The 20,973-nt window shown below is 36.8% G+C and carries 27 protein-coding genes and 1 other RNA gene; 16 read left to right on the top strand and 12 right to left on the bottom strand.

Translation table 11 applies throughout. The features are described 5' to 3' along the window. Positions 1 to 29 precede the first annotated feature (29 nt). From HUE58_RS06530 to HUE58_RS06500, 9 genes are all read left to right on the top strand, one after another. Positions 30 to 482: an LPS-assembly lipoprotein LptE gene (locus HUE58_RS06530; RefSeq protein ID WP_174606167.1), complete on the top strand. Its 453-nt coding sequence runs from the start codon at positions 30 to 32 to the stop codon at positions 480 to 482. Then, positions 472 to 1,467 carry a DNA polymerase III subunit delta gene (gene holA, locus HUE58_RS06525; protein ID WP_174606166.1) on the top strand — a complete coding sequence of 332 codons (996 nt, stop codon included), beginning with the start codon at positions 472 to 474 and terminating at the stop codon, positions 1,465 to 1,467. Before HUE58_RS06530 ends, holA begins: the two co-directional genes overlap by 11 nt. After that, positions 1,455 to 2,714: a glutamate-5-semialdehyde dehydrogenase gene (locus HUE58_RS06520; protein ID WP_174606165.1), complete on the top strand. Its 1,260-nt coding sequence runs from the start codon at positions 1,455 to 1,457 to the stop codon at positions 2,712 to 2,714. Before holA ends, HUE58_RS06520 begins: the two co-directional genes overlap by 13 nt. Positions 2,715 to 2,720: 6 nt before the next feature. Then, entirely contained in the window at positions 2,721 to 3,905 is a 1,185-nt protein-coding gene (tyrS, locus tag HUE58_RS06515) for a tyrosine--tRNA ligase (protein ID WP_174606164.1), read from the top strand. Between the two features lie 25 nt (positions 3,906 to 3,930). Continuing rightward, positions 3,931 to 4,279: a transfer-messenger RNA gene (ssrA, locus tag HUE58_RS06510) on the top strand. 175 nt (positions 4,280 to 4,454) lie between these two features. Beyond that, entirely contained in the window at positions 4,455 to 4,763 is a 309-nt protein-coding gene (locus HUE58_RS07000; protein ID WP_246260795.1) for an Arm DNA-binding domain-containing protein, read from the top strand. A gap of 107 nt (positions 4,764 to 4,870) precedes the next feature. Beyond that, positions 4,871 to 5,188 (top strand): phage integrase central domain-containing protein, encoded by a 318-nt coding sequence (locus HUE58_RS06995; RefSeq protein ID WP_246260794.1) that lies wholly within the window; start codon positions 4,871 to 4,873, stop codon positions 5,186 to 5,188. Next, positions 5,163 to 5,501 carry a tyrosine-type recombinase/integrase gene (locus HUE58_RS06990; protein ID WP_340689641.1) on the top strand — a complete coding sequence of 113 codons (339 nt, stop codon included), beginning with the start codon at positions 5,163 to 5,165 and terminating at the stop codon, positions 5,499 to 5,501. Before HUE58_RS06995 ends, HUE58_RS06990 begins: the two co-directional genes overlap by 26 nt. A gap of 195 nt (positions 5,502 to 5,696) precedes the next feature. After that, positions 5,697 to 6,098 (top strand): hypothetical protein, encoded by a 402-nt coding sequence (locus HUE58_RS06500; RefSeq protein WP_174606163.1) that lies wholly within the window; start codon positions 5,697 to 5,699, stop codon positions 6,096 to 6,098. Positions 6,099 to 6,289: 191 nt separating this feature from the next. On the opposite strand, the gene HUE58_RS06495 is transcribed toward HUE58_RS06500, so the two are convergent. Both HUE58_RS06495 and HUE58_RS06490 read right to left on the bottom strand, forming a co-directional pair. Next, positions 6,290 to 6,601: a hypothetical protein gene (locus HUE58_RS06495; protein ID WP_174606162.1), complete on the bottom strand. Its 312-nt coding sequence runs from the start codon at positions 6,599 to 6,601 to the stop codon at positions 6,290 to 6,292. A gap of 477 nt (positions 6,602 to 7,078) precedes the next feature. After that, entirely contained in the window at positions 7,079 to 7,231 is a 153-nt protein-coding gene (locus HUE58_RS06490; RefSeq protein WP_174606161.1) for a helix-turn-helix transcriptional regulator, read from the bottom strand. Between the two features lie 356 nt (positions 7,232 to 7,587). Between HUE58_RS06490 and HUE58_RS07260 the strand changes: the two genes are divergently transcribed. Beyond that, on the top strand, positions 7,588 to 7,797 hold the full coding sequence (locus tag HUE58_RS07260; RefSeq protein ID WP_340689621.1) for a type II toxin-antitoxin system PemK/MazF family toxin: 210 nt from the start codon (positions 7,588 to 7,590) through the stop codon (positions 7,795 to 7,797). Positions 7,798 to 7,978: 181 nt separating this feature from the next. Here HUE58_RS07260 and HUE58_RS06480 read toward each other — a convergent pair whose 3' ends face one another. Both HUE58_RS06480 and HUE58_RS06475 read right to left on the bottom strand, forming a co-directional pair. Further along, entirely contained in the window at positions 7,979 to 8,224 is a 246-nt protein-coding gene (locus HUE58_RS06480) for a hypothetical protein (protein WP_174606160.1), read from the bottom strand. After that, positions 8,221 to 9,534 (bottom strand): DEAD/DEAH box helicase, encoded by a 1,314-nt coding sequence (locus HUE58_RS06475; protein WP_174606159.1) that lies wholly within the window; start codon positions 9,532 to 9,534, stop codon positions 8,221 to 8,223. The genes HUE58_RS06480 and HUE58_RS06475 overlap by 4 nt, the downstream gene beginning before the upstream one ends. A gap of 178 nt (positions 9,535 to 9,712) precedes the next feature. On the opposite strand from HUE58_RS06475, the gene HUE58_RS06985 reads away from it, so the two are divergent. Both HUE58_RS06985 and HUE58_RS07435 read left to right on the top strand, forming a co-directional pair. Then, positions 9,713 to 9,796 carry a hypothetical protein gene (locus HUE58_RS06985; RefSeq protein WP_246260866.1) on the top strand — a complete coding sequence of 28 codons (84 nt, stop codon included), beginning with the start codon at positions 9,713 to 9,715 and terminating at the stop codon, positions 9,794 to 9,796. Continuing rightward, entirely contained in the window at positions 9,789 to 9,935 is a 147-nt protein-coding gene (locus tag HUE58_RS07435) for a zinc ribbon domain-containing protein (RefSeq protein ID WP_422851474.1), read from the top strand. Before HUE58_RS06985 ends, HUE58_RS07435 begins: the two co-directional genes overlap by 8 nt. 48 nt (positions 9,936 to 9,983) lie before the next feature. On the opposite strand, the gene HUE58_RS06460 is transcribed toward HUE58_RS07435, so the two are convergent. The 4 genes from HUE58_RS06460 to ccoS are packed head-to-tail and all read right to left on the bottom strand — an operon-like array spanning position 9,984 to position 12,437. Beyond that, positions 9,984 to 10,214, bottom strand: a complete 231-nt coding sequence (locus HUE58_RS06460) for a BolA family protein (protein WP_174606158.1) — start codon at positions 10,212 to 10,214, stop codon at positions 9,984 to 9,986. 3 nt (positions 10,215 to 10,217) lie between these two features. Continuing rightward, positions 10,218 to 11,498, bottom strand: coding sequence for an inorganic phosphate transporter (locus HUE58_RS06455; RefSeq protein ID WP_174606157.1), 1,281 nt, complete (start codon positions 11,496 to 11,498; stop codon positions 10,218 to 10,220). A gap of 10 nt (positions 11,499 to 11,508) precedes the next feature. Next, positions 11,509 to 12,186 (bottom strand): TIGR00153 family protein, encoded by a 678-nt coding sequence (locus HUE58_RS06450; protein WP_174606156.1) that lies wholly within the window; start codon positions 12,184 to 12,186, stop codon positions 11,509 to 11,511. 53 nt (positions 12,187 to 12,239) lie between these two features. Then, on the bottom strand, positions 12,240 to 12,437 hold the full coding sequence (gene ccoS / locus HUE58_RS06445) for a cbb3-type cytochrome oxidase assembly protein CcoS (RefSeq protein WP_174606155.1): 198 nt from the start codon (positions 12,435 to 12,437) through the stop codon (positions 12,240 to 12,242). A gap of 264 nt (positions 12,438 to 12,701) precedes the next feature. Between ccoS and HUE58_RS06440 the strand changes: the two genes are divergently transcribed. After that, on the top strand, positions 12,702 to 13,652 hold the full coding sequence (locus HUE58_RS06440; RefSeq protein WP_174606154.1) for an acetyl-CoA carboxylase carboxyltransferase subunit alpha: 951 nt from the start codon (positions 12,702 to 12,704) through the stop codon (positions 13,650 to 13,652). After that, a complete protein-coding gene (tilS, locus tag HUE58_RS06435) occupies positions 13,633 to 14,805 on the top strand; it encodes a tRNA lysidine(34) synthetase TilS (protein ID WP_174606153.1) in 1,173 nt (390 codons plus the stop codon). Before HUE58_RS06440 ends, tilS begins: the two co-directional genes overlap by 20 nt. 51 nt (positions 14,806 to 14,856) lie before the next feature. On the opposite strand, the gene ybeY is transcribed toward tilS, so the two are convergent. Further along, a complete protein-coding gene (ybeY, locus tag HUE58_RS06430; RefSeq protein ID WP_174606152.1) occupies positions 14,857 to 15,294 on the bottom strand; it encodes an rRNA maturation RNase YbeY in 438 nt (145 codons plus the stop codon). Between the two features lie 65 nt (positions 15,295 to 15,359). On the opposite strand from ybeY, the gene priA reads away from it, so the two are divergent. Then, complete coding sequence (gene priA, locus HUE58_RS06425) at positions 15,360 to 17,324, top strand: replication restart helicase PriA (protein ID WP_174606151.1); 1,965 nt, start codon at positions 15,360 to 15,362, stop codon at positions 17,322 to 17,324. An 80-nt stretch (positions 17,325 to 17,404) separates the two neighbouring features. On the opposite strand, the gene HUE58_RS06420 is transcribed toward priA, so the two are convergent. The 3 genes from HUE58_RS06420 to HUE58_RS06410 all read right to left on the bottom strand — a co-directional run bounded on the left by HUE58_RS06420 (position 17,405) and on the right by HUE58_RS06410 (position 19,897). Then, a complete protein-coding gene (locus tag HUE58_RS06420; RefSeq protein ID WP_174606150.1) occupies positions 17,405 to 17,551 on the bottom strand; it encodes a hypothetical protein in 147 nt (48 codons plus the stop codon). 414 nt (positions 17,552 to 17,965) lie between these two features. Further along, positions 17,966 to 19,204 carry an adenosylmethionine--8-amino-7-oxononanoate transaminase gene (gene bioA, locus HUE58_RS06415; RefSeq protein ID WP_174606149.1) on the bottom strand — a complete coding sequence of 413 codons (1,239 nt, stop codon included), beginning with the start codon at positions 19,202 to 19,204 and terminating at the stop codon, positions 17,966 to 17,968. Between the two features lie 24 nt (positions 19,205 to 19,228). After that, the gene (locus tag HUE58_RS06410; RefSeq protein ID WP_174606148.1) at positions 19,229 to 19,897 is read right to left on the bottom strand and encodes a phosphoglycolate phosphatase; all 669 of its coding nucleotides are present in this window, start codon (positions 19,895 to 19,897) and stop codon (positions 19,229 to 19,231) included. A gap of 72 nt (positions 19,898 to 19,969) precedes the next feature. On the opposite strand from HUE58_RS06410, the gene proC reads away from it, so the two are divergent. Next, the gene (gene proC / locus HUE58_RS06405; RefSeq protein ID WP_174606147.1) at positions 19,970 to 20,797 is read left to right on the top strand and encodes a pyrroline-5-carboxylate reductase; all 828 of its coding nucleotides are present in this window, start codon (positions 19,970 to 19,972) and stop codon (positions 20,795 to 20,797) included. Positions 20,798 to 20,973 lie beyond the last annotated feature (176 nt).

Raw genomic sequence — 20,973 nt, 5'->3', positions numbered from 1 at the left:
TATCTTAATTAATAGATGCTTTCAGAATCATGTCAAAAATCAACTTATTAGCTGCTACTATTATCCTAATACTCCTTAGTTCTTGCGGGTTTCATACACCATATAAAAATTCAGAAATAAATGCCTCTATTGCCAGTAGCCATCACAATGCTTTTGCTGATGAATTACAAAAGTACTTTAATCAAGACATGCCTCAAACTCTAGTTGTTCAAATAGGTACTGAAAATCAAAATCAACGCACCGCTTTATACACTTCAAGCAATGAAGCTAGTAGTTACACACTAAGCCTAAGCGTGCCTATTGAGGTCTTTAATCAACGTAAAAAACTACTACTATCTCAAACTTTCAGTGCTAATACATACCTGAATAAAATGAATACACTCCAAGCAGACAGATTGCAAATTAAAGAAGGTTACCAGCAATTGCGCCATTTAATTATCAGAAAATTATTAAGAAAATTATCCAAACTTAATGAAAATTAAACCACAGCAACTTGATGCTATTTATTTATTTTTTGGTGCAGAAATATTACTTATTGAGCAAAGTTTAGCACAAATAAATAAGACAGCAAAACAAGCTGGATTTGACGAAAAAATAAGCTTTGAGATTGATGCTGATTTTGATTGGAATCAGATTTTTAGAGAAACTTCAACCGCCTCGCTTTTTTCACCAAAACGCATCATTAAATGTCAATTAAAAACAGGAAAAATTGGCATTAAAGGTGCCAAAGCATTGAGCGAAATTGCCAGCACCCTACCTGATAATATTTTGTTAATTATTTCCACTGGCAAGCTAGACATGGCGCAACAAAAAAGCAAATGGTTCAAAACACTAGAACAATTGGGTAATGTTGTCCAGCATTTTGAAGTGCAAAGCAATCATTTGGTTGGTTGGATTGCAAATCACATGGTAGAATTAGGGCTTGAAGCCAATACAGAAATTGCACAAAGTATTGCTTTTTGCACAGAAGGCAATTTAACCGCCTCTATGCAGGAAATCCAAAAACTAAAAATGGCTTATCCAAATGGCAAAATCAACACACAAGAATATCTTGAACAAGCCAACCAACAATCTAAATACACCGTTTATAGTTTAATTGATGCAGCTTTATTTGGCAATAGCAATCAGGTTAATAAAATTTATCAAACCTTAATCTCTGATATGGCTATGCCAATTCAGCTAAGTAATTCCTTGTACCGAGAAATTGAATCAGTAATTGGAATGTCAATTGAGCTTAGACAAGTGAAAGATATTAACACAGTCTTACAAAACCATCGAGTTTGGAACAAAAGAAAACCTGTTATTACCAATGCACTAAAACGTCATCCTTATCAGCGTTTGCAAAAATTATTATTATCACTAGGGCGCATTGACCGCTCAATCAAAGGCATGGATAATCTTAATGTTATTGATGAATTACATGTATTATTACTAAGCTTGGCTGGGGAAACAAAATGGGTTCAATAAAAAATTTAATCACCACAATGGGTGAAAATGCGAAAAACGCTGCAAAAACACTACGTAGTGCTACAACAGTAGCTAAAAATAGTGCACTAATCAATATTGCCAATCAAATTGACCAAAATAGAACGAACATACTTAAAGCTAACAAGCAAGACCTTGCCAATGGCAAAGATAAAGGGCTGGAAGTGGCGCTACTTGATAGACTCATGCTTGATGATGAGCGCCTTAACGATATTATTGAAAGTCTGAATCAAATTGTCAATCTGCCAGACCCTATTGGTGAAATCACAAATTTAAAATACCAACCAAGCGGTATTCAAGTGGGTAAGATGCGCGTGCCACTCGGTGTATTGGGGATTATTTACGAATCTCGGCCTAATGTCACTATTGATGCAGCAGCACTTTGTTTAAAATCAGGCAATAGTGTTATTCTACGTGGCGGGTCAGAAGCTATACATTCCAATCATGCGCTTTATGCCTGTGTCAAGCAAGGCATAAAGCAAGCAGGCCTTAATGAAAATTGCGCACAACTCATTGACACTCGAAATCGTGAAGCTGTGATTGAGTTGGTTCAAGCAAGTGATTATGTTGATGCTATTATTCCTAGAGGCGGTAAAGGTCTGGTTGAAGCCATTAGTAACAGCTCCAAAGTACCTCTTATCAAGCATTTAGATGGCATTTGTCACACTTATATTGATAAAGATGCTGACACACAAAAAGCCATCAGTATTGCCTTTAATGCTAAAACGCGCCGTTATGGTGTGTGTAATGCCACTGAAACCTTGCTAGTCCACGCCTATGCAGTAGGCAGAATATTGCCCGAACTGATTGCACAATACTTAGCAAAAGGGATGGAATTACGTGGCTGTGAAGAAACTCTAAAACTATCAAATAAAATCACTGTGGCCACTGAAAAAGATTGGAATACAGAATACTTGGATGCAGTTTTATCTATCCGTATTGTTAGCTCAATGAGTGATGCCATTAAACATATTGATAAATATAGCTCAGGTCACACTGAATCAATCGTGAGTGAAAACTACACTCGTTCACGCCGTTTTATTACCGAAGTAGATTCTGCCTCAGTCATGATTAATGCTTCCACTGGTCTTGCCGATGGCTTTGAATATGGCTTGGGTGCAGAAATCGGTATCAGTACTGACAAATTTCACGTGCGTGGCCCTGTTGGCTTGGAAGGATTAACCTCACAAAAATTTATCGTCCTAGGTGACGGACACATCAGGCAATAGAAAAATATGAATATAGAACAAGCACTAGCTATTTTTGCGCGTGGCGCTGATGAGATATTGCCACTTGATGAGCTCAAGAAAAAACTTAAAAAAGACAAACCACTACGCATCAAAGCAGGTTTTGACCCAACCGCGCCTGATTTACATTTAGGACATACGATTTTAATCAATAAACTCAAGCAATTACAAGATTTGGGGCATGAAATATTGTTTTTAATTGGCGATTTCACCGCCATGATTGGCGACCCGACAGGTAAGAGCAAAACTCGCCCGCCACTTTCACGAGAACAGATTCAAGAAAACGCCAAAAGCTACACCAAACAAGTATTCAAAATCTTGGATAAAGACAAAACCACGATTATGTTTAACTCGCAGTGGATGGATAAAATGACATCGATGGCATTTATCCAACTCGCCAGTAAACAAACGATCGCTAGAATGTTAGAACGCGATGATTTTTCCAAGCGCTACAAATCAGGGCAAACCATTTCTACCCACGAATTCTTATACCCTTTGATTCAAGGTAATGATTCCGTTGAATTAAAAAGTGATGTAGAAATCGGCGGTACGGATCAAAAATTTAATTTATTAGTGGGCAGAGAACTACAAAAACAAGCAAGACAAGAGCAACAAGTTATCCTCACCATGCCGATTTTAGAAGGATTAGATGGCGTACAAAAAATGTCAAAATCCTTAGACAACTACATCGGTATTGATGATACACCTGATGAAATGTTTGGCAAAATTATGTCAATTTCTGATACGTTAATGTGGCGTTATTTTGAGTTGTTAAGTTTCCAAAGTTTAGAGGCGATTGCTGATTTAAAACAGATAATGGTGCAGGGCAAAAATCCAAGAGATATTAAATTTATCTTAGCTGATGAAATCATCACTCGCTTTCATAATATTGATGCCGCCAAACAAGCACAGCAAAACTTTATTGACCGCTTTAGTAAAAATCAAATACCTGATGAAATGGATGAGTTCAGCTTTAAAGTTGGCATAAAAATTGCCAAGTTGTTCAAAGATGCTGGACTTTGTCCCAGCACCTCAAATGCCTACCAAATGATTAAACAAGGTGGCGCTAAAATCAATGGCGAAAAAATCACAGACAAAAACTTTGAGCCAAAAACTGGCACGAACGTTTATCAAGTAGGCAAACGAAAATTTGCAAGAGTGGCAATTCAATAAAAAGGTGTTATAATGGTTTGCCTCTGGGGATGACATGGCTTCGACGAGGAGTTGGATCTCAAGGACGCATGCCGAGGATAAAGACAACTCGTAAAATATGCTTTAAAAAAGATAGTTGCAAACGAAAACAACTACGCTCTAGCTGCATAGCTAGCCGTCGCTTAAGAGTTGTCTGTACTTTTAAGATGACGGTCGCTCACAGACTCGCTAGGATTATTTTTTTCACGTAATTCGGTTAAAACTTGTTGGAAATCGCTACTTACATCCCTGATGGTCGGGTGGTTAGGTGGCTAACTACAATAGACCAAGCTAAGCATGTAGACTTCTTGTTTGAAAGTTTTCGGACGCGGGTTCAATTCCCGCCATCTCCACCAAACTCTGTTTTCACACATTCTCATAACAACCCTTATAGTATATAAACATCATATACTATAAGGGTTTTGTTACCACTCTAATTGTTATATTGAATCATAACATCTTTTGACATATTACCTAATAGTGAGTAGATTATAGTTTTATACTCACTTTTTATATAACTCTACTCACATTATGCTTACGGATACACAAGTCAAAAACCTTAAATCAAAAGATAAGCTATATCGCATGACTGATTCTCATGGTTTAACTATAGAAGTTGCAGTTAGTGGTTCTAGAATATGGCTACATAGATACAGATATAAAGGCAAAGCTACAATAATGACTCTTGGACATTATCCTAATATATCCTTACTAGATGCTCGACAAGCAAGAGATACGAATAAACAACTTCTTAAAGAAGGTATAAATCCTAAAAACAGTAACAAACTTGCGAGTACTAGTATTGATTCTGTAACTTTTAAACGGATGTTTGAACAATAGCATATTCATAAGACAGACGAATGGAGCAATGGCTATGCTATTGATGTAAAACAAAGAGCTGAATCACATACCTTCTCCCTTTCATTGATAATCATCCTATAGATGAAGTGTCAGCCCCACAAATGCTTGCTCTGTTAAAGAAAATAGAAGATAAAGGGGTGCTGAATACACTATATAAAATAAAAAGCATAGCTAATAGAGTTTTTACCTATTCAGTTGCTCTTGGAATTATTACTACAAATCCAGTTCGAGACTTGTCTAGTGATGCGTTTAAAAAGAAACCAAATAAACATTATGAAACTTTAACCGACCCTAAAGATATTGGATGGTTACTGCGGACAATAGATGGTCATAAAGGAAGCTTCCAAGTAAGGCAGCTTTGTCTATTGCTCCTTATGTATTCTGAGGCCTTCCGAATTAACTGATTTAACTTGGGATGAGGTTGATTTCAACGACAGCATTATTCGTATCAAAGTCAATAGAATGAAAATGAATAGAGACCATCTAGTACTTATGAGTACCCAAGTACAAAATATACTGCTAGAACTTAGTGAAATTGAAACAGGTAGTAATTTCGTATTCCCTACTCCTAGAAATAAAAATGAAAGTATTTCTACGGACTCATTGTTAGGTGCAATCAGAAACTTAGGGGTTGATAAAGAACAATTTACAACTCACGGCTTTAGGCATATGGCAAGCACAAGACTTAATGAACTGGAGTTTAGAAGTGTGATGTAATAGAAAGGCAATTATCTCACGTTGATTCTAACAAAATACGAGCAGTGTACAATCAGGCTGAACACCTTCAGAAAAGAAAAGATATGATGCAACAGTGGTCGGATTATTTAGATAAACTCAAAATAAGTTAAAGATTATCCGAGTGTCTTTTTTGATTTATAATATTTCTTATTAAAATATTAAATAGGATTTACTATGAAGACGGTACTTAGTTTATTTATTCTAGTGATTTTTGCTTTTAATTTGGGTGGTTGTGCTTCAGGAACAACACTTGTAACTGGCGTCAAAAGAGATGCAATTAGTTTTGAACAAGTTAGGTTTTATCAGGTACCTCCAGCTAATTATGAAGTTATTGCTGCTGTCAGAGCTTCGTCTGAGATAGGCTTCACAGACCAGCAAAATTTAGATATGGCTGTTGAGGAATTAAAAATACAGGCAGCAAGAGTTGGCGCTAACGGAATTATTCTAGAAAAGACGGGTAAAGAATCTACCGGTAGTTATGGTAATTTCTTTTCTAATGGATTTGGTGGTGGATTTTTCGTAGGTGGTGAAAATTACAGTCAAGTAATAACAGGTACAGCTATTTACGTTAAATAATAAAACCAAAAATACTACTAGCTGGTATCAATTACAGTATCTGACCCAAACATTATCTACAATCTCCAACACATCATATAATAACCATTCTATTGTTCTAAAGGTTTTAATCTACTTGTTAGGGTGTCTAATCTTATCTCCATTCAAGAAACAATACAAGGTGGTAATGTTGTTGTTTTGAACGACTACGCTCATCTTCTCTTGCCCCAGGCATAGCCAATGTCTTTCATCTTATAGTTACGGCTTATCCATTGCTTAATTGTCTTAATGAACCTAAACATTGCTGTGTTATTAGGTGTGTAATTCTTTAGGTGTAAATCAAACCTAACAACTAAGAGTCTTTTGTGAATTGAGTAAGCTATGTCTAGTTGATTGATTACTCTATTAAGAATATTTAGGTAAATACCTTTACCTACTCCAGCATTAATCTTTAGTTGTTCATTGTTTATCTCTAAGTATTCTTTAAAGTACTTAGTCTTTCTATTTTGTATAGTTTTAATCATCTTATGTTCCTTTGTTATCTATAGTATTAGATACTAGAAAATACCGCTTGTTTTGGGGTGGGTTATCAAAGCCGCAACTGTTGTTGTACTGCGACTTTGATTAGTCATAGGTGTATAAATATCGTTGTGTCAAAACCGTATAGTTTTATTTACGATACTTACTTTTCTCATCTTTAACTATCGAGTCTATATAAACCTCTAGACGTTCCACTATCTTGTCAATTACAGAGGAATACGAGGGGGTTATAGTGCGTATATCTCCTAACTCAACCTAGCCTTGTCTAGAGATTCTATTGCGACTAGTTCTCCTATGAACTGACTAAGTTGTTTGACGTTTGAAAAGAAACTTTTTTTGACTTTACCTTGTTGTTTATCAAGTAATATTCAGTTGTACTTATCACTAGACAAAGTAAATCTATTATTGAGATTATGCTTCATTGCTCACCTCCGTCTCTAGCGTTAACTTTATCATCGCCACTATTCAACTTCACTCAGTAACCAGCCAGAACTCCTTTCTGCTAGTTTGATTTGTTTTGAAGATTCACCTTTTTTGATAAGGCGATAGATGGTTGCACTACTTAAAGTACACAGTTTAATAACTGTTGGTTTTTTTATTATTTGGTTATTCATTAGAATACCTCCAAAGTAAAAACGTATAAATAACGGACTTAACAAGTCAACACTATATTCTCTTGGGAGGATTATCCGTATCAAAGACGAGTCCTGAATTGTTCGGATTATCCATATGTTCGACATATTGGTAGCATTAGTCTTTTTAATTTTCGTAACTTTAACGAAGGACAGTACTGTAAAAAATACCCTTTATCAATGTGAGAAAATTTTTCTCCTTTTGTTAAAGAACACGCTATATGGATAAAATCAATATTTCTTTAATAAAAGAAAATTTATCGAACAAGAATTATTATCAGATATGACATCGAGTAATACACATATTGAATTAGCGCCTAATTTATTAAACAGTGAATATGAGTAACTATATTCCAAATAGGGGTGATATTGTTTGGCTAGATTTTGAACCTACAAAAGGTAGAGAAATTGTCAGATATCGCCCAGTACTTATTTTGTCATCAAAGCAATATGCCAAAAAGATTGGTATAGTTATTTGTTCACCAATTAGTACTAGTATTCGTGGCGGACTTATAGAAGTAAAAATTAACGAACTAGACAAAGCCTAGTGTGGTTGCTAGTATCATTGTAAATACGCTTAGTTTTAGAGATAGAAAAGTAAAATTAATCATCAAAGCTAACAAATGCGTTATTGATGAAGTATTAAATAAATTACTACCTCTATTAAGCACTTAAAAGAATGACAACATTTTGACAGCGTTCTTCCCAAATAGGGTCAAAACACACTAATTAATCGTTAATCGAATAACAAGCCACACCACCTTTTTGTGAGCCTGCCGCAAATAGGCAACGTGTATTGGGATTATCAGCAGGCGTCCATTCGTATACTCGAATATTCCAGCCTGGTGTTTCAATTAAATATTCTGAGGTTGGCGTGACTGTTTTAACGCCCATTGTGGTTATTTTTTCCCATAATCCAGCATGAACCGGGGTTAAAAGTAGTGCAGCAATGAATGCGATTAACTTAATTCTCATGTTGTTTTCCTTGTGGGTTTTTTATTGGATTTACTGCCCAAAAAGTCTTTTTTATTGTTTGATTTATTTTCTTGAGAATTGCTATTTTTGCCGTATCTAAGCTTATTACGACTCTTGTTCTTTTTTGATTTTTTGATCTTTGGCGGCAAGATTTTTTTACCCGATTCTGGCAAATAGTGCTCTGGCACAAAATTATCTACCATAATGCGCTCTAATTTTTTTTGAGTTAAACGCTCAATATCAAATAATTGCTTAGCCTCATCAGCACTAACCAATGAAATCGCCTCTCCCTTTGAACCGGCGCGACCCGTACGACCAATACGATGTACGTAATCTTCTGGCACGTGTGGCAAATCAAAATTGACAACATGTGGCAATTGATCAATGTCAATACCTCTTGCTGCAATGTCGGTTGCTACTAGCACATTAACCTTACCTGCTTTAAAATCTGCCAAGGCTCTTGTGCGTGCACCTTGGCCTTTGTTGCCATGAATGGTAGTTGCGTTAATTTTTTTCTTTTCTAATTGAGTTGCAATGCGATTCGCACCATGCTTGGTGCGACTAAATACCAATACTTGGTACCAGCCATGTTCTTGAATAAGGTGCGTTAGTAATGCCTGTTTTTTAGATTTATCAACAGGATGAATCCACTGTTTTACTGCTTTAACGGTAGAATTCCTCGGGGTAACTGATATTTCCACAGGATTGCTAACTAGACTCTTTGCCAAAGTTCGAATGTCATTAGAAAAAGTAGCTGAAAACATGAGTGTTTGTTTTTTTGACGGCAAAATTTTTAAAATTCTCTTAATATCGTGAATAAACCCCATGTCTAGCATTCTATCTGCCTCGTCAAATACAACGATCTCTAATGTGTCAAATTTCACTGCATTTTGAGAATATAAGTCTAACAATCGCCCTGGTGTAGCGACTAAGATATCAACACCACTACGTAACTTTCGCATTTGTGGATTAATCTTTATACCACCAAACACCACGCTTGATCTAAGCGGCAAATACTTACCATAAGTCGTTACACTATCGCTGACTTGTGCAGCTAATTCACGTGTAGGGGTTAAGATTAGCGTACGAATCTGATTGGATTTTGTGGGATTGCCTTTTGATAATATTTCAAGAATAGGTAGAGTGAATCCTGCTGTTTTACCCGTGCCAGTTTGGGCGGTAGCCATGACATCTTTGCCTTCTAAAATAGCTGGAATAGTTTGAGCTTGTATTGGTGATGGCTCTCTGTATCCTTGCTGCTCGATGGCTTTAAGAATTGAATCAGACAAGCCTAATTCTGAAAAATTCATAAGAGAATGTTTTAAATAAAAACAGGCATTTTACATTAGCATCCTATAATAGGTTTATGAATAAATATCAGACTGTTAAAAGTCCGTCTGAGGCGCTATATATCGCCAGCCTCTGTGTGGAGATTTGCAAATATAATCAAGCTACTATTGTGTCGGTTGTAAACGCCATAGTGATGAAATTACGCATTGGGTTAATTATTCAGCTGCAATGCCGGCCGAGTTCATTATAAGGGATCTTAAAGAGCGAAATATCGATGAATGAATGCCAACAACAAAGCGTCCAATGCCCTTATTTTGGCGAGTTGATTGAACTGAATATTGATTGTTCGGTGTCTAATCAAAGTTATATAGAAAAGATTATTCAGTTTATTGTCATCCAATTAATATTATGGTTAGTATAGACTTCGATCAACAAGTGACACATGAAAATGAATAAGTTTTAAAAGTTTTTAGACATCTTCTTCTGGCGTACGTGTTTTGATACTAAGCGCATGAAGTGTACCGTTGGTAATTTCTTCATTCATAACAGCAAGTATCATTTTTTGCCTAGCCAATAGTGACATTCCCTCAAAAATTGGTGAAACTACTTTTGTTGAACAACTACAACCATCGCCCTCCATGGTAACTATTGAATTTTCTATACCTGCTTGAATTTTTACTTGGATTTCTTCTAACGTCATTGTCTACGCTCCAAACGCACCCTTAAGTGCAAAGAAAAATAAAATAGATATGATTGCACCTGCTGGTAAAGTAATTAACCAAGATAAGAAAATCGTATTAATAACCCGCATGTTAAGTGCCGCCACACCTCTAGCAATACCAACACCCAATACTGCCCCTACCAAAACCTGCGTGGTTGACACAGGAATGCCTGTTGATGAGGCCAAAACTACCGTTGTTGCAGCGGCCAATTCAGCAGCAAAGCCACGAGAAGGGGTAAGTTCTGTGATACCTTTACCAATGGTTTTCATCACTTTAAATCCATAAGTCACTAAACCAAATACAATACCACCACCACCAACCAGCAAAACCCACGAAGGTACGACACTTCTTGAGGCAATATCGCCACCGGCCTCCACAATACTATAAACCGCAGCCAGTGGACCAATGGCATTGGCAACATCGTTAGAGCCATGTGCAAATGCCATGGCAGATGCAGTAATCACCATCAGCACAGCAAAAAGCTTTTCCATATTGGCATAATGAAAATCTTTGTCGTCCTTAGGGTCTATCTTGATACGCCTCATAATAAATGCAGAAATCACAGCTGCTAAGATACCAACTGCAACTGCAATCATCACACTTAAAGAGGCGTCTTTAGAGATATATTTTAAAGACTCGACATGTTTAAGGCCTTTAAATAACGTAACTAATGCAATGATAAAACCAACAAAGAATACATAAAATGGCAAATATTTTTTAACATTGGCCAAAGGATCTTTGGTGTCAATCACTAAAGATTGTAAGCTCTTAAAAATAATAACAGCAAGTGTACCAGCAAGCACTGGAGATGCTACCCAACTCATCACGATTTTAATTACCTTATCCCAAGCGATCGCATCAACACCCACACCTACTGCGCCAAAACCAACAATAGCACCAACAATTGAATGCGTTGTAGAAACTGGCCAGCCTAAAGATGAGGCAATCAATAACCATGTGCCTGCCGCTAAAAGCGAAGCAAGCATGCCATATACTAATAAATACGGGCTATCAGTGAATAATGCTGCATCCAAAATGCCTTTACGAATAGTGGCAGTCACCTCTCCACCCGCAAGAATTGCACCAGAAAATTCGAAAATAACCGCGATAACAACTGCCTGCTTAAAGGTAATAGCGCCAGAACCCACCGAAGTGCCCATGGCATTAGCAACATCATTAGCACCAATACCCCAAGCCATAAACAGTCCAAACCCAATCGCCAACATAATAAAAATATCAGCATTATTTTCAATAATGTCCATGGCAGTCTCCTTATCTTGCTAATAGTACTTCTAGTCTTGAGCCAACTTTTTGCGCAGCATCTGCAAGTTCACCCAGCCATTCCACAGCACGATAATAAAACATAACATCAACAGGTGGCAAACTAGACTCTAATGGAAATAATTTAACACGAATTTCGTGCTGAATTTTGTCAGATTTGCTTTCAAGTTCATTCACATCTTTAATAATAGAGCCAACAACTTTTCGCTCACGACTACCAAATGCAGTCTCTAGCAACTCATCCAGTTCATTAACAGCTTTAAGCGCCATGGATGATGTTTTGATACAGACCTTGGTCAATTCTATCACATCATCAAAAATCTCATCTGGCAGGGTCATCTTGCGATTAATCATCAAGCCCGAAACATCCTTAGTGATATTGGCAATAGAGTCTTGAATCAGCAATAAATCAAGCAAATCTCTACGTGAGAAAGGCATCATGAATGTTGAAGGTAAGCTCAAACGCAGCTTCTTTTTAAGAATGTCTGCTTCTCCTTCTTTGGTACCAATGTCGCTTCTAATTCTTTCAGCTTGTACCCAATCTTGGGCATGGATGGCAACCATAAAGCCGTTGAGTTCTGAAATACATGAATGCACTTGTGTCATGTGTTTTTGTAATGGACTAATGGGTGATTTACCAAATAGACCGTCAATTATATTTTTAGCCATCTTCTTTTTATTTGCCTTGTTTTTTTCTAAAATCTTTAAATGCAAATTTTCTATCAAAAAGATGAATTGTCAACCTTATTTTTCGTATTTTTTTTAAGTTCTAAGTTTGTCCGCTCTTCATCAAATAGAATGCGTTGTCCTTCTCCTTCTAAATCATCAAACTGACCATTTTTAACGCTTATCATTAAAAGAATAACAAGAACAACACCAACAAAAATCATACTGGGAATTAGCCAATAAATTACATCCATTTTCCTTCCTTTTTTTACTAAAAAACAACGTTAATACCTTTTATTTTTTTAACCATTTAGTAAGAATTTTGCATTAATTTCCTCATAATTAACAAAAACGTATCAAATCTTACTCATTTAAATTGAACAAGATGTCTATAAAGATTTTACAAAACTAACTCAAATACATTCAAACAACAAATATAAAAGTGGCGAAAGCTAAAAATGCCAGTGTTTCTGCTATAATTTCAAACATTGATATATGAACGAATTTTAAACCAGAGTATGAACTTAGATTACCTTGATTTTGAACAACCCATTGCCGAGCTAGAGGAAAAAATACGAGCACTTGACAATATTAAAGACAAAGCAGACATTGTTAATGAAATGGAGGCGCTTAAAGTCAAGAGCAGTGCTTTAACCAAAAAAATCTTTTCCTCTTTAAACGACTGGCAAATATCTCAACTAGCACGCCACCCTAAACGCCTTTATACACTTGATTATATTTCTCATGTATTTGATGAATTTACTGAATTACACGGCGATCGTGCCTATGGTGATGACCATGCTATTATTGGTGGCATTGCAACATTAGATGCCCAGCCAGTAATGTTTATTGGCCAGCAAAAAGGGCGAACCACTCAAGAAAAACTCAAATACAATTTTGGCATGCCTAGGCCTGAAGGCTATCGCAAAGCCTTGCGTTTAATGAAACTGGCTGAAAAATTCTCAATGCCTGTTGTTACTTTTATTGACACGCCTGGTGCTTACCCTGGTATTGGCGCTGAAGAGCGAGGTCAAAGTGAAGCCATTGCTAAAAACTTATTTGAAATGTCAACACTTGCAACGCCCATTATCTCGGTAGTCATTGGCGAAGGCGGTTCTGGTGGTGCACTAGCAATTGGTGTGGCAGATACAATCATGATGTTTAAATACAGTATTTACTCCGTGATTTCCCCAGAAGGCTGTGCTTCCATTTTATATAAAGATACAACCAAGGCCAACCTTGCAGCAGAATCTTTAAAGCTAACCTCAGCCCATCTTAAAGAAGAAGGGCTGATTGACATCATTATTGATGAGCCACTAGGTGGCATCCACCGCAACCCTCTTCAAGCAAAAGTGCTACTAAAAGAGGCGTTAACACAACAACTCAATGAAATTAAACAACTACCAATAGAACAGTTGTTACAAAATAGACAAGAAAAACTCTTAAGTTTTGGAAGATTTAAAGACTAAAGATTTATTTCTTGAGAGCAAGAAAATTGTCCTCAGTCTTAGTGGCGGCATTGATTCTGTCGTACTGTTGCATTATTTAAACATGCATTATCCCAATAAAACAAGCGTCATTCATTACAATCATCATTTGTCTCAATATTGTAATGAATGGGATAAGTTTTGTGAAAAACTATGCTTAAGCCTTAATATCGCCTATTTAAGTATTGATTTATCCTTCGATAATACATCTAATATCGAAGAAAATGCACGAAAAAAACGCTATCATTCGCTATCTAACTCATTAAAAGAAAATGAGGTGCTTTGCACAGCGCACCATCAGAACGACCAAGCAGAAACCCTGCTTCTACAACTGTTCCGTGGTGGTGGTATCAAAGGGTTAGCCGCCATGCCTAAAGAAAAACCTTTAGGCAAAGGTATTCACTATCGTCCTTTTTTAACAATTAACAAGTCTCAAATTATTGATTATGCTGAAAATAACAAGTTAAGCTGGATAGAAGACGATAGCAACAAAAATACTAATTTTAGGCGTAATTTCTTGCGATTAGAAATTCTACCTAAATTATCTGACGTGTATAAAAATTTAGGTAGAACACTTGCCAGAAGCGCAAAACACCAATCAGAAACCTTAAAACTTATACGCGAATTGGCTGATATTGATATCAAGATGCATCATATTATCAATAGTACCAATCGTATCGATACAAGCAAACTTACCAAACTTGGAACTCACAGAATTAAAAATGTTCTTCTCCATCATTTAAATTTTCTTAACTTTTTAACACCTAGCGATAAAATAATGCACCAAATTATTGAACTACTACACACAAAAGAAGATGCTAACCCTTTGGTATGTTGGGATAAATATGAGATTAGACGCTACCAAAATGAACTATATTTCATCAATAAAGCCCTACCAAGAAAAAACGAATCTTGTCCATTTTATGAAGAGTTTAAGGATTTAAAAAAAATTTCAATTCGTTATCGACAAGAAGGCCAGCGCATTAAATTACTAGGGAAAACACACACTCAATCACTAAAAAAAGTCTTACAAGAGGCCAGTATTCCGCCTTGGGAAAGAAGCCAGTTAAAAATGTATTACATTGATAATAAATTATGTGCTATTGAGCGTATTGGTAAAATGTCTAGCATTTAAAGCGGGTGAACCTTTGCTTACCCCAAATGAATGGTGACATTTCTTGCTAACTTAATAAGGGTTGTTAATCCCAATTTTTGCTAAGATTTTTATCTCCAGACTTTCCATCTGCTGCGCATCTTTAGTATCAATATGGTCATAGCCCAATAAATGCAACATACCGTGAATTGCCATATGAGTTAAGTGATCATTAAAAGATTTATGCTGTTCAATAGACTCTCTTAAGATGACCTGTGTACAAATCACCACATCGCCTAAAAGTGCCTCATTAATTTCAATCGGCAAATCGCTTGGAAATGACAATACATTAGTAGGTTTATCTTGATGACGATAAATTTTATTAAGGTTTTGAATTTCTGTTTTATTGACCAATCGAATCAATAACTCGCTTTCACCCTTGCCTAGCTCTTTAAGCGCTTTTTGCAAAGTGTTGCTTAAATCATACTCATTAACAGATGAATCATGAATACTATTTTGAATAACCACCATACTTAACCTTGGACTTAATGATATTTATTGATAAAATAACCTAATTTTATCAAAAGTCTATTATCTTGTCATCAATCGTTGAAGTTGCTATACCCGTACCATTAAATAAAACTTTTGACTACCTATGTGATAATGAGGTGCTTGTTGGCATGCGTGTTAAAGTACCTTTTGTGCGTAAGAAAGTAATCGGCATTGTACTAGCTATTAAGAATAAAAGTAATTTTGATAAGCTTAGATCTGTTGAAGAAGTGTTAGACAAAACGCCAATTTTAGACAAGCCAACCTTGAATTTCTTGTTTTGGTCGGCCAATTATTATCACCATCCAATTGGCGAGGTGATTTCAACTGCACTACCTAAGAACTTGCGTTTAGGTAAAGAAGCAAACATTAAAAGAATTACTAGCTTGCCAAATAAAACACAGCAACCAGACTTTAAACCCACAGATGAGCAAAACATTGCCATCGCACAAATCTTAAAATCAACCCACCAATATCACGCTTTTTTACTCCACGGTGTGACTGGTAGCGGCAAAACTGAGGTGTATTTACACACCACCCAAGCAATGCTTGACCAAGGAAAACAAGTGTTGGTATTGGTGCCAGAAATTGGGCTAACGCCACAAATGATTATCCGTTTTGAGTCACGCCTAAAAACACGCGTAGTGGCGATTCATTCGCAACTCAACGAAACTCAAAAACTAGATGCCTATCTCATGGCTAAAAATGGTAAGGCTGGCGTGGTACTTGGCACACGAAGTGCCATTTTTGCACCAATGCCAAACCTAGGCTTAATCATTATTGATGAGGAGCATGATAACTCATTTAAGCAACAATCAAGTTTTCGGTATTGTGCTAGAGACTTAAGCCTTATCCGCGCCAAACAAACCAATATCCCACTAGTCTTAGGTACAGCAACGCCTTCATTAGAATCGTTAAAAAATGTAATGGATGAGAAAATCACACGTATCACACTCACCAAACGCGCAGGTGGTGCCACCCTGCCAAAGGTCAGTTTGATTGATATACGCAGTAATACTGATGGCGTCTTGTCTAAAATGTTGGTTGAAAAAACCAAACAATATTTATCCGCCGGAAGGCAGGTCATGTTGTTTATTAACCGTCGAGGTTATGCACCTGTTTATTATTGCACGCAGTGTGGCTGGAAAGCGCGATGCGATCATTGCGATTCAACCATGGTTTATCACCGCCATATCAATCGTCTTAAATGCCATCATTGTGATGATGAGAAAATGCCAGAACACACCTGTCCAGATTGCTGTGAGCAGAATCTTGAAGTATTAGGCTATGGCACAGAAAGACTAGAAGAAACACTGTCTTCACACTTTGAAGACACGCCTATTATCCGCATTGATCGTGACACCACACGACGCAAAAAGGCCTTTGCACAACACTTAGAGCAAATTAATGCTGGTGAACCTTGTATTATTATTGGTACGCAAATGTTAGCCAAGGGGCATGATTTTTCCAACCTTGCAATGGTTGGTATTTTGGATATTGATGCTGGATTTTTATCCCTTAATTTCCGAGCAACTGAATATTTAGCCCAACTACTCATTCAAGTATCAGGCCGTGCTGGCAGACATAAAGAAAAAGGCGAGGTTGTTATTCAAACTCGCTACCCCGAGCATCCAATTTTTAACTTTGTTTTATCATCTCACTACACACAATTTGCTAGCCAACTCCTCAAACAACGCCTAAGCGCAATGATGCCGCCTTTTTCACACCAAGCATTATTATGTGCCAATGCAAAAAACAAACAAAATGCTGAGAATTTCTTACATGAAGCAGCCGTTTTATTAAAAAGCATACAAATGGACTCAGTAGAAATTTGGGGGCCAGTAGCCAACACCATTGAAAAAAAATCAGACTACTATTACTTCAACCTATATCTACAATCCAACAACCGAGCAACGCTCCATCAAATACTATCCACCTTTAATCAGCACATCAGCACACTCAAACTCAAAAACAAAGTGCGTTGGTATTTAGATATTGATCCAATTGAATAACAGGTGGCTTGTTATAATCTAACATCGCCTATACGTTTTGACGTATCAATATACCAATGACCTAATTTAGGATTTTTAGACTAGTTTGATATCTCCTTACCATTGTTGTCCAATCGCCTACAAGTTAAGGCGCCTTCTAAACACCAGTCTTTAACGCGCTTGTGAGGAATACCAGTCATGTCGGCATATTTTTCAGATGAAATTCCAGTTACTGGAGATACTGCCATAGTGATAAATATATCAATATGGTGTCTAACGACCCTTCTCTATATACTCTTGGGTAAATTCATCTACTAACATGCTAAATTAAGTGCATTCTTGGTTTAATTTGATTAAAAACAGATTAAACAGCTATATCAGCACAGATACGACTTTATAGTCGTATCAAGTACTTTACGAAATTTAACGAAAAATTAAAATTAGTGAGGAAAATAGAGGGCTATACACAAGCTGAAATGACAAGTTTAGTAAAAATAAAAATGAGAAGCGTGTAAAGGTTCAAAAAAAAGTGAGCAAGAACCAAGACATGAAACTATAAAGAAACTGTGTAATGCCCATCCTGAATATGCATATTGGCTTATGACTAATGAGATAGATCCACCAAATCATATTAACCCATACATTGCAAATAATAAACCCTTTCACAACTCCCCTACAATCGTTTTAATGGCATTAATAATTGTTAAAAGCTCATCATCAGTAATTATAAACGGTGGTATGGTATAGAGTAATTTTCCATAAGGCCTGAGCCAAACATCCAATTCAATTAAATGTTTTTGAGTTGGATGTATGTCAATTTCATGTGTGAGTTCTATCACACCAATAGCGCCCAAAATTCTCACATCTTTAACTTGTGCATACTTTTGAAGAGGTAATAATTCTGCACTCAATATTTCTTCGATATTAGCAATGTTATTTTGCCAAGGGGAATTGAGTAATAATTCAATACTAGCATTGGCTACAGCGCAAGCCAATGGATTTGCCATAAAGGTAGGACCATGCATAAGCGTACCGACTGCGTTTGAGACATCATCGGTAGTTAGTGTGGCTGCTAAAGTCATATAGCCACTTGTTAATGCCTTGCCTAAGCATAAAATATCGGGCTTAACATTGACATGTTCAAGTGCAAATAAGTGTCCAGTTCGTCCAAAACCGGTGGCAATTTCATCTAAGATGAATAGAACATGATATTGCTTGCAAAGTACTTTGGCTTTAAGTAAATATTGGGGGTTGTATGTTTTCATACCACCTGCATTTTGTATAACAGGTTCTAAAATCATGGCTGCAATTGAACCTGCGTTTTTCTTTAATGTCGCCCTCAAATCTGCTAATGCCTCATCCGTGGATACAATAGACGGGCTTTTAACAAAAAAGTGTTGTGGCAATACGCCTGAAAATAAATGGTGCATGCCATCATCTGGATCGCACACACTCATAGCGCCAAATGTATCGCCATGATAGCCACCCCGAATGGTGATAAATTTTTGCTTATTGGCTTGGTGCTTATTATGCCAATATTGGAGTGCCATCTTGAGGGCAACTTCTACTGATACTGAACCAGAATCGGTAAAAAATATCTTGGTTAAATGATCAGGTGTGATATTCAATAACGTTTTAGTAAGCTCAATCGCAGGCTGGTGGGTTAGCCCGCCAAACATGACGTGAGACATTTTCCCTAACTGCGTTTCAATCGCTTTATTAAGTACTGGGTGATTATAACCATGAATGGCTGACCACCATGAACTCATACCATCAATAACGTGCTTGCCGCTTTCTAAAGTTAAATAAACACCCTTGGCCGATTCAACCAAATAGGTGGGAATCTCGTTAGGAATTTTGGCATATGGGTGCCAAATATGTTGGTTATCAAATGTATCCATGTGAATACATTTTACTGATACTAGTTATAAATAATCTTTAAGTTCAAACATTGAATCAATCACTAAATCTGGATTGGCATCTTGAATATCTTTGCCATGATTGTACCCATACGACATACAAATAACTTTAAATCCAGCAGCGCGTGAGGCGGCTACATCGCTGATTGAATCGCCAAGCATTAGGCAATCTTTCGGATTAACGTTAAAAAATTCAGCGCTGTGTAATAGCGGCAATGGATCCGGCTTTTTCTTTGCCAAGGTATCACCAGAAACCACCAACCTAAAATAATCAAAAATACCCAAATCTTTCAAAATTGGTAAGGTGAATTGCTTGGCCTTATTGGTCACACAGCCTAGTATATAACCTTGTTGTTTTAGATAATCCAAACTCTCTTTTACACCACTATATAAACATGAACGCACGGAAGTATTAACACTATATAGCTCTAAGAAAATTAGATAGGCTTTGTCAAAATCTTGCTTATTAACGCTCGCCTCAAGCTCACCAGTTAATGACCTTTCTACCAGCTTTGGCACACCATTACCAACCCAGTGGCGCACCTTGGCCTCGCTCCATGGCGTTCTATTCATCGCTCTCATCAATTCATTAACACAATAGGCTAAATCTGGGACGCTATCAATTAAGGTTCCGTCTACATCAATCATAATTAATTTTGGGTTAAAAAATTTCATTGTCATCCTTGTATTTTTTAGCAACACTATTTTGGTAAAATACACATTATATTATTTCTTCAAACATTCGTTATGCAAAACTCACTCATCGGTTTTATCGGCGCTGGCAATATGGCACATGCCATCATTTCTGGGCTGATTAACAATGGCACTAAACACAATCAAATCAAAATTAGTGACACCAATGAGGCATTATTATCCCTTCGGAAAGCTGAATTTAACCTTGAGATTTTTACGGATAATACCAAACTTGCAGCTCAGTGTAACGTTATTGTTCTTGCTGTTAAACCACAGGTATTATCTAGTGTTTGTAAAGTTTTAAAAAAGAAACTTACAACTAATACGCTCATTATATCTATTGCTGCAGGGGTTAGATCACGTGACATTGAGCGCTGGCTAGGTGGCAATCAAGCCATTGTACGTGCCATGCCTAACACGCCTGCTCTACTCAAGCAAGGTATTACAGGTTTATTTGCTAATGAGCAAGTATCAAGCAAACAAAAATCCTTAGCAGAAAATATACTCAACTCTGTATGCGAATGCTTATGGGTAGACGATGAAAGTTTGTTGGATGCAATTACGGCAGTTTCTGGTAGTGGCCCTGCATATTTTTTCTTAATGCTTGAATCAATGACTAAAGCTGGTGCAGCATTAGGATTAGATGAAAGAATGGCGCAAAAATTAAGCATTCAAACTGCACTGGGCGCAAGTATGATGGCAAGCAGCTCTGAGGATTCGCCCCAACAACTTCGCAATAAAGTCACCTCAAAAAATGGCACAACTCAAGCAGCAATTGAATCTTTCCAAGACCAGAATTTTGAAGTGATTATTGCCCATGCAATACGTGCTGCCTTTGATAGGGCAAATGAGATAGGTATAGAATTGGGTAATGATGAGTGAATCATTAAACATCAAACTTAAGCCCTTAAAAAGTTATTTTATCAACGCTACTACACTTATTAACTTTGTTTTAATTTATATACTAGTCTTGTTATTAGTATATTGCTTGTTGCGCATTGGTATTATTTGAATAGGCAAATTTTATTACTAACAAACAATGCCATTAAAAGAATTAA

Origin of the sequence: Candidatus Ruthia endofausta, assembly GCF_013342985.1 — a bacterium.
In the GTDB taxonomy this organism is placed as follows: domain Bacteria; phylum Pseudomonadota; class Gammaproteobacteria; order PS1; family Pseudothioglobaceae; genus Ruthia; species Ruthia endofausta.
The sequence above is the reverse complement of the archived record's forward strand: the minus strand, read 5'-3'. Positions and strand labels throughout refer to the sequence as shown.

What these genes read in the sequence shown, in the direction of transcription:
- HUE58_RS06460 (WP_174606158.1), bottom strand. Translation starts at nt 10,214, where the DNA reads ATGACGTTAGAAGAAATCCAAGTAAAAATTCAAGCAGGTATAGAAAAT.
- HUE58_RS07260 (WP_340689621.1), top strand. Translation starts at nt 7,588, where the DNA reads ATGAGTAACTATATTCCAAATAGGGGTGATATTGTTTGGCTAGATTTT.
- HUE58_RS06490 (WP_174606161.1), bottom strand. Translation starts at nt 7,231, where the DNA reads ATGAATAACCAAATAATAAAAAAACCAACAGTTATTAAACTGTGTACT.
- proC (WP_174606147.1), top strand. Translation starts at nt 19,970, where the DNA reads ATGCAAAACTCACTCATCGGTTTTATCGGCGCTGGCAATATGGCACAT.
- bioA (WP_174606149.1), bottom strand. Translation starts at nt 19,204, where the DNA reads ATGGATACATTTGATAACCAACATATTTGGCACCCATATGCCAAAATT.
- HUE58_RS06420 (WP_174606150.1), bottom strand. Translation starts at nt 17,551, where the DNA reads ATGGCAGTATCTCCAGTAACTGGAATTTCATCTGAAAAATATGCCGAC.
- HUE58_RS06480 (WP_174606160.1), bottom strand. Translation starts at nt 8,224, where the DNA reads ATGAGAATTAAGTTAATCGCATTCATTGCTGCACTACTTTTAACCCCG.
- holA (WP_174606166.1), top strand. Translation starts at nt 472, where the DNA reads ATGAAAATTAAACCACAGCAACTTGATGCTATTTATTTATTTTTTGGT.
- HUE58_RS06520 (WP_174606165.1), top strand. Translation starts at nt 1,455, where the DNA reads ATGGGTTCAATAAAAAATTTAATCACCACAATGGGTGAAAATGCGAAA.
- tyrS (WP_174606164.1), top strand. Translation starts at nt 2,721, where the DNA reads ATGAATATAGAACAAGCACTAGCTATTTTTGCGCGTGGCGCTGATGAG.
- HUE58_RS06410 (WP_174606148.1), bottom strand. Translation starts at nt 19,897, where the DNA reads ATGAAATTTTTTAACCCAAAATTAATTATGATTGATGTAGACGGAACC.
- HUE58_RS06450 (WP_174606156.1), bottom strand. Translation starts at nt 12,186, where the DNA reads ATGGCTAAAAATATAATTGACGGTCTATTTGGTAAATCACCCATTAGT.
- HUE58_RS06440 (WP_174606154.1), top strand. Translation starts at nt 12,702, where the DNA reads ATGAACTTAGATTACCTTGATTTTGAACAACCCATTGCCGAGCTAGAG.
- HUE58_RS06500 (WP_174606163.1), top strand. Translation starts at nt 5,697, where the DNA reads ATGAAGACGGTACTTAGTTTATTTATTCTAGTGATTTTTGCTTTTAAT.
- ccoS (WP_174606155.1), bottom strand. Translation starts at nt 12,437, where the DNA reads ATGGATGTAATTTATTGGCTAATTCCCAGTATGATTTTTGTTGGTGTT.
- HUE58_RS06475 (WP_174606159.1), bottom strand. Translation starts at nt 9,534, where the DNA reads ATGAATTTTTCAGAATTAGGCTTGTCTGATTCAATTCTTAAAGCCATC.
- HUE58_RS06455 (WP_174606157.1), bottom strand. Translation starts at nt 11,498, where the DNA reads ATGGACATTATTGAAAATAATGCTGATATTTTTATTATGTTGGCGATT.
- ybeY (WP_174606152.1), bottom strand. Translation starts at nt 15,294, where the DNA reads ATGGTGGTTATTCAAAATAGTATTCATGATTCATCTGTTAATGAGTAT.
- HUE58_RS06495 (WP_174606162.1), bottom strand. Translation starts at nt 6,601, where the DNA reads ATGATTAAAACTATACAAAATAGAAAGACTAAGTACTTTAAAGAATAC.
- HUE58_RS07435 (WP_422851474.1), top strand. Translation starts at nt 9,789, where the DNA reads ATGAATGAATGCCAACAACAAAGCGTCCAATGCCCTTATTTTGGCGAG.
- HUE58_RS07000 (WP_246260795.1), top strand. Translation starts at nt 4,455, where the DNA reads ATGCTTACGGATACACAAGTCAAAAACCTTAAATCAAAAGATAAGCTA.
- HUE58_RS06530 (WP_174606167.1), top strand. Translation starts at nt 30, where the DNA reads ATGTCAAAAATCAACTTATTAGCTGCTACTATTATCCTAATACTCCTT.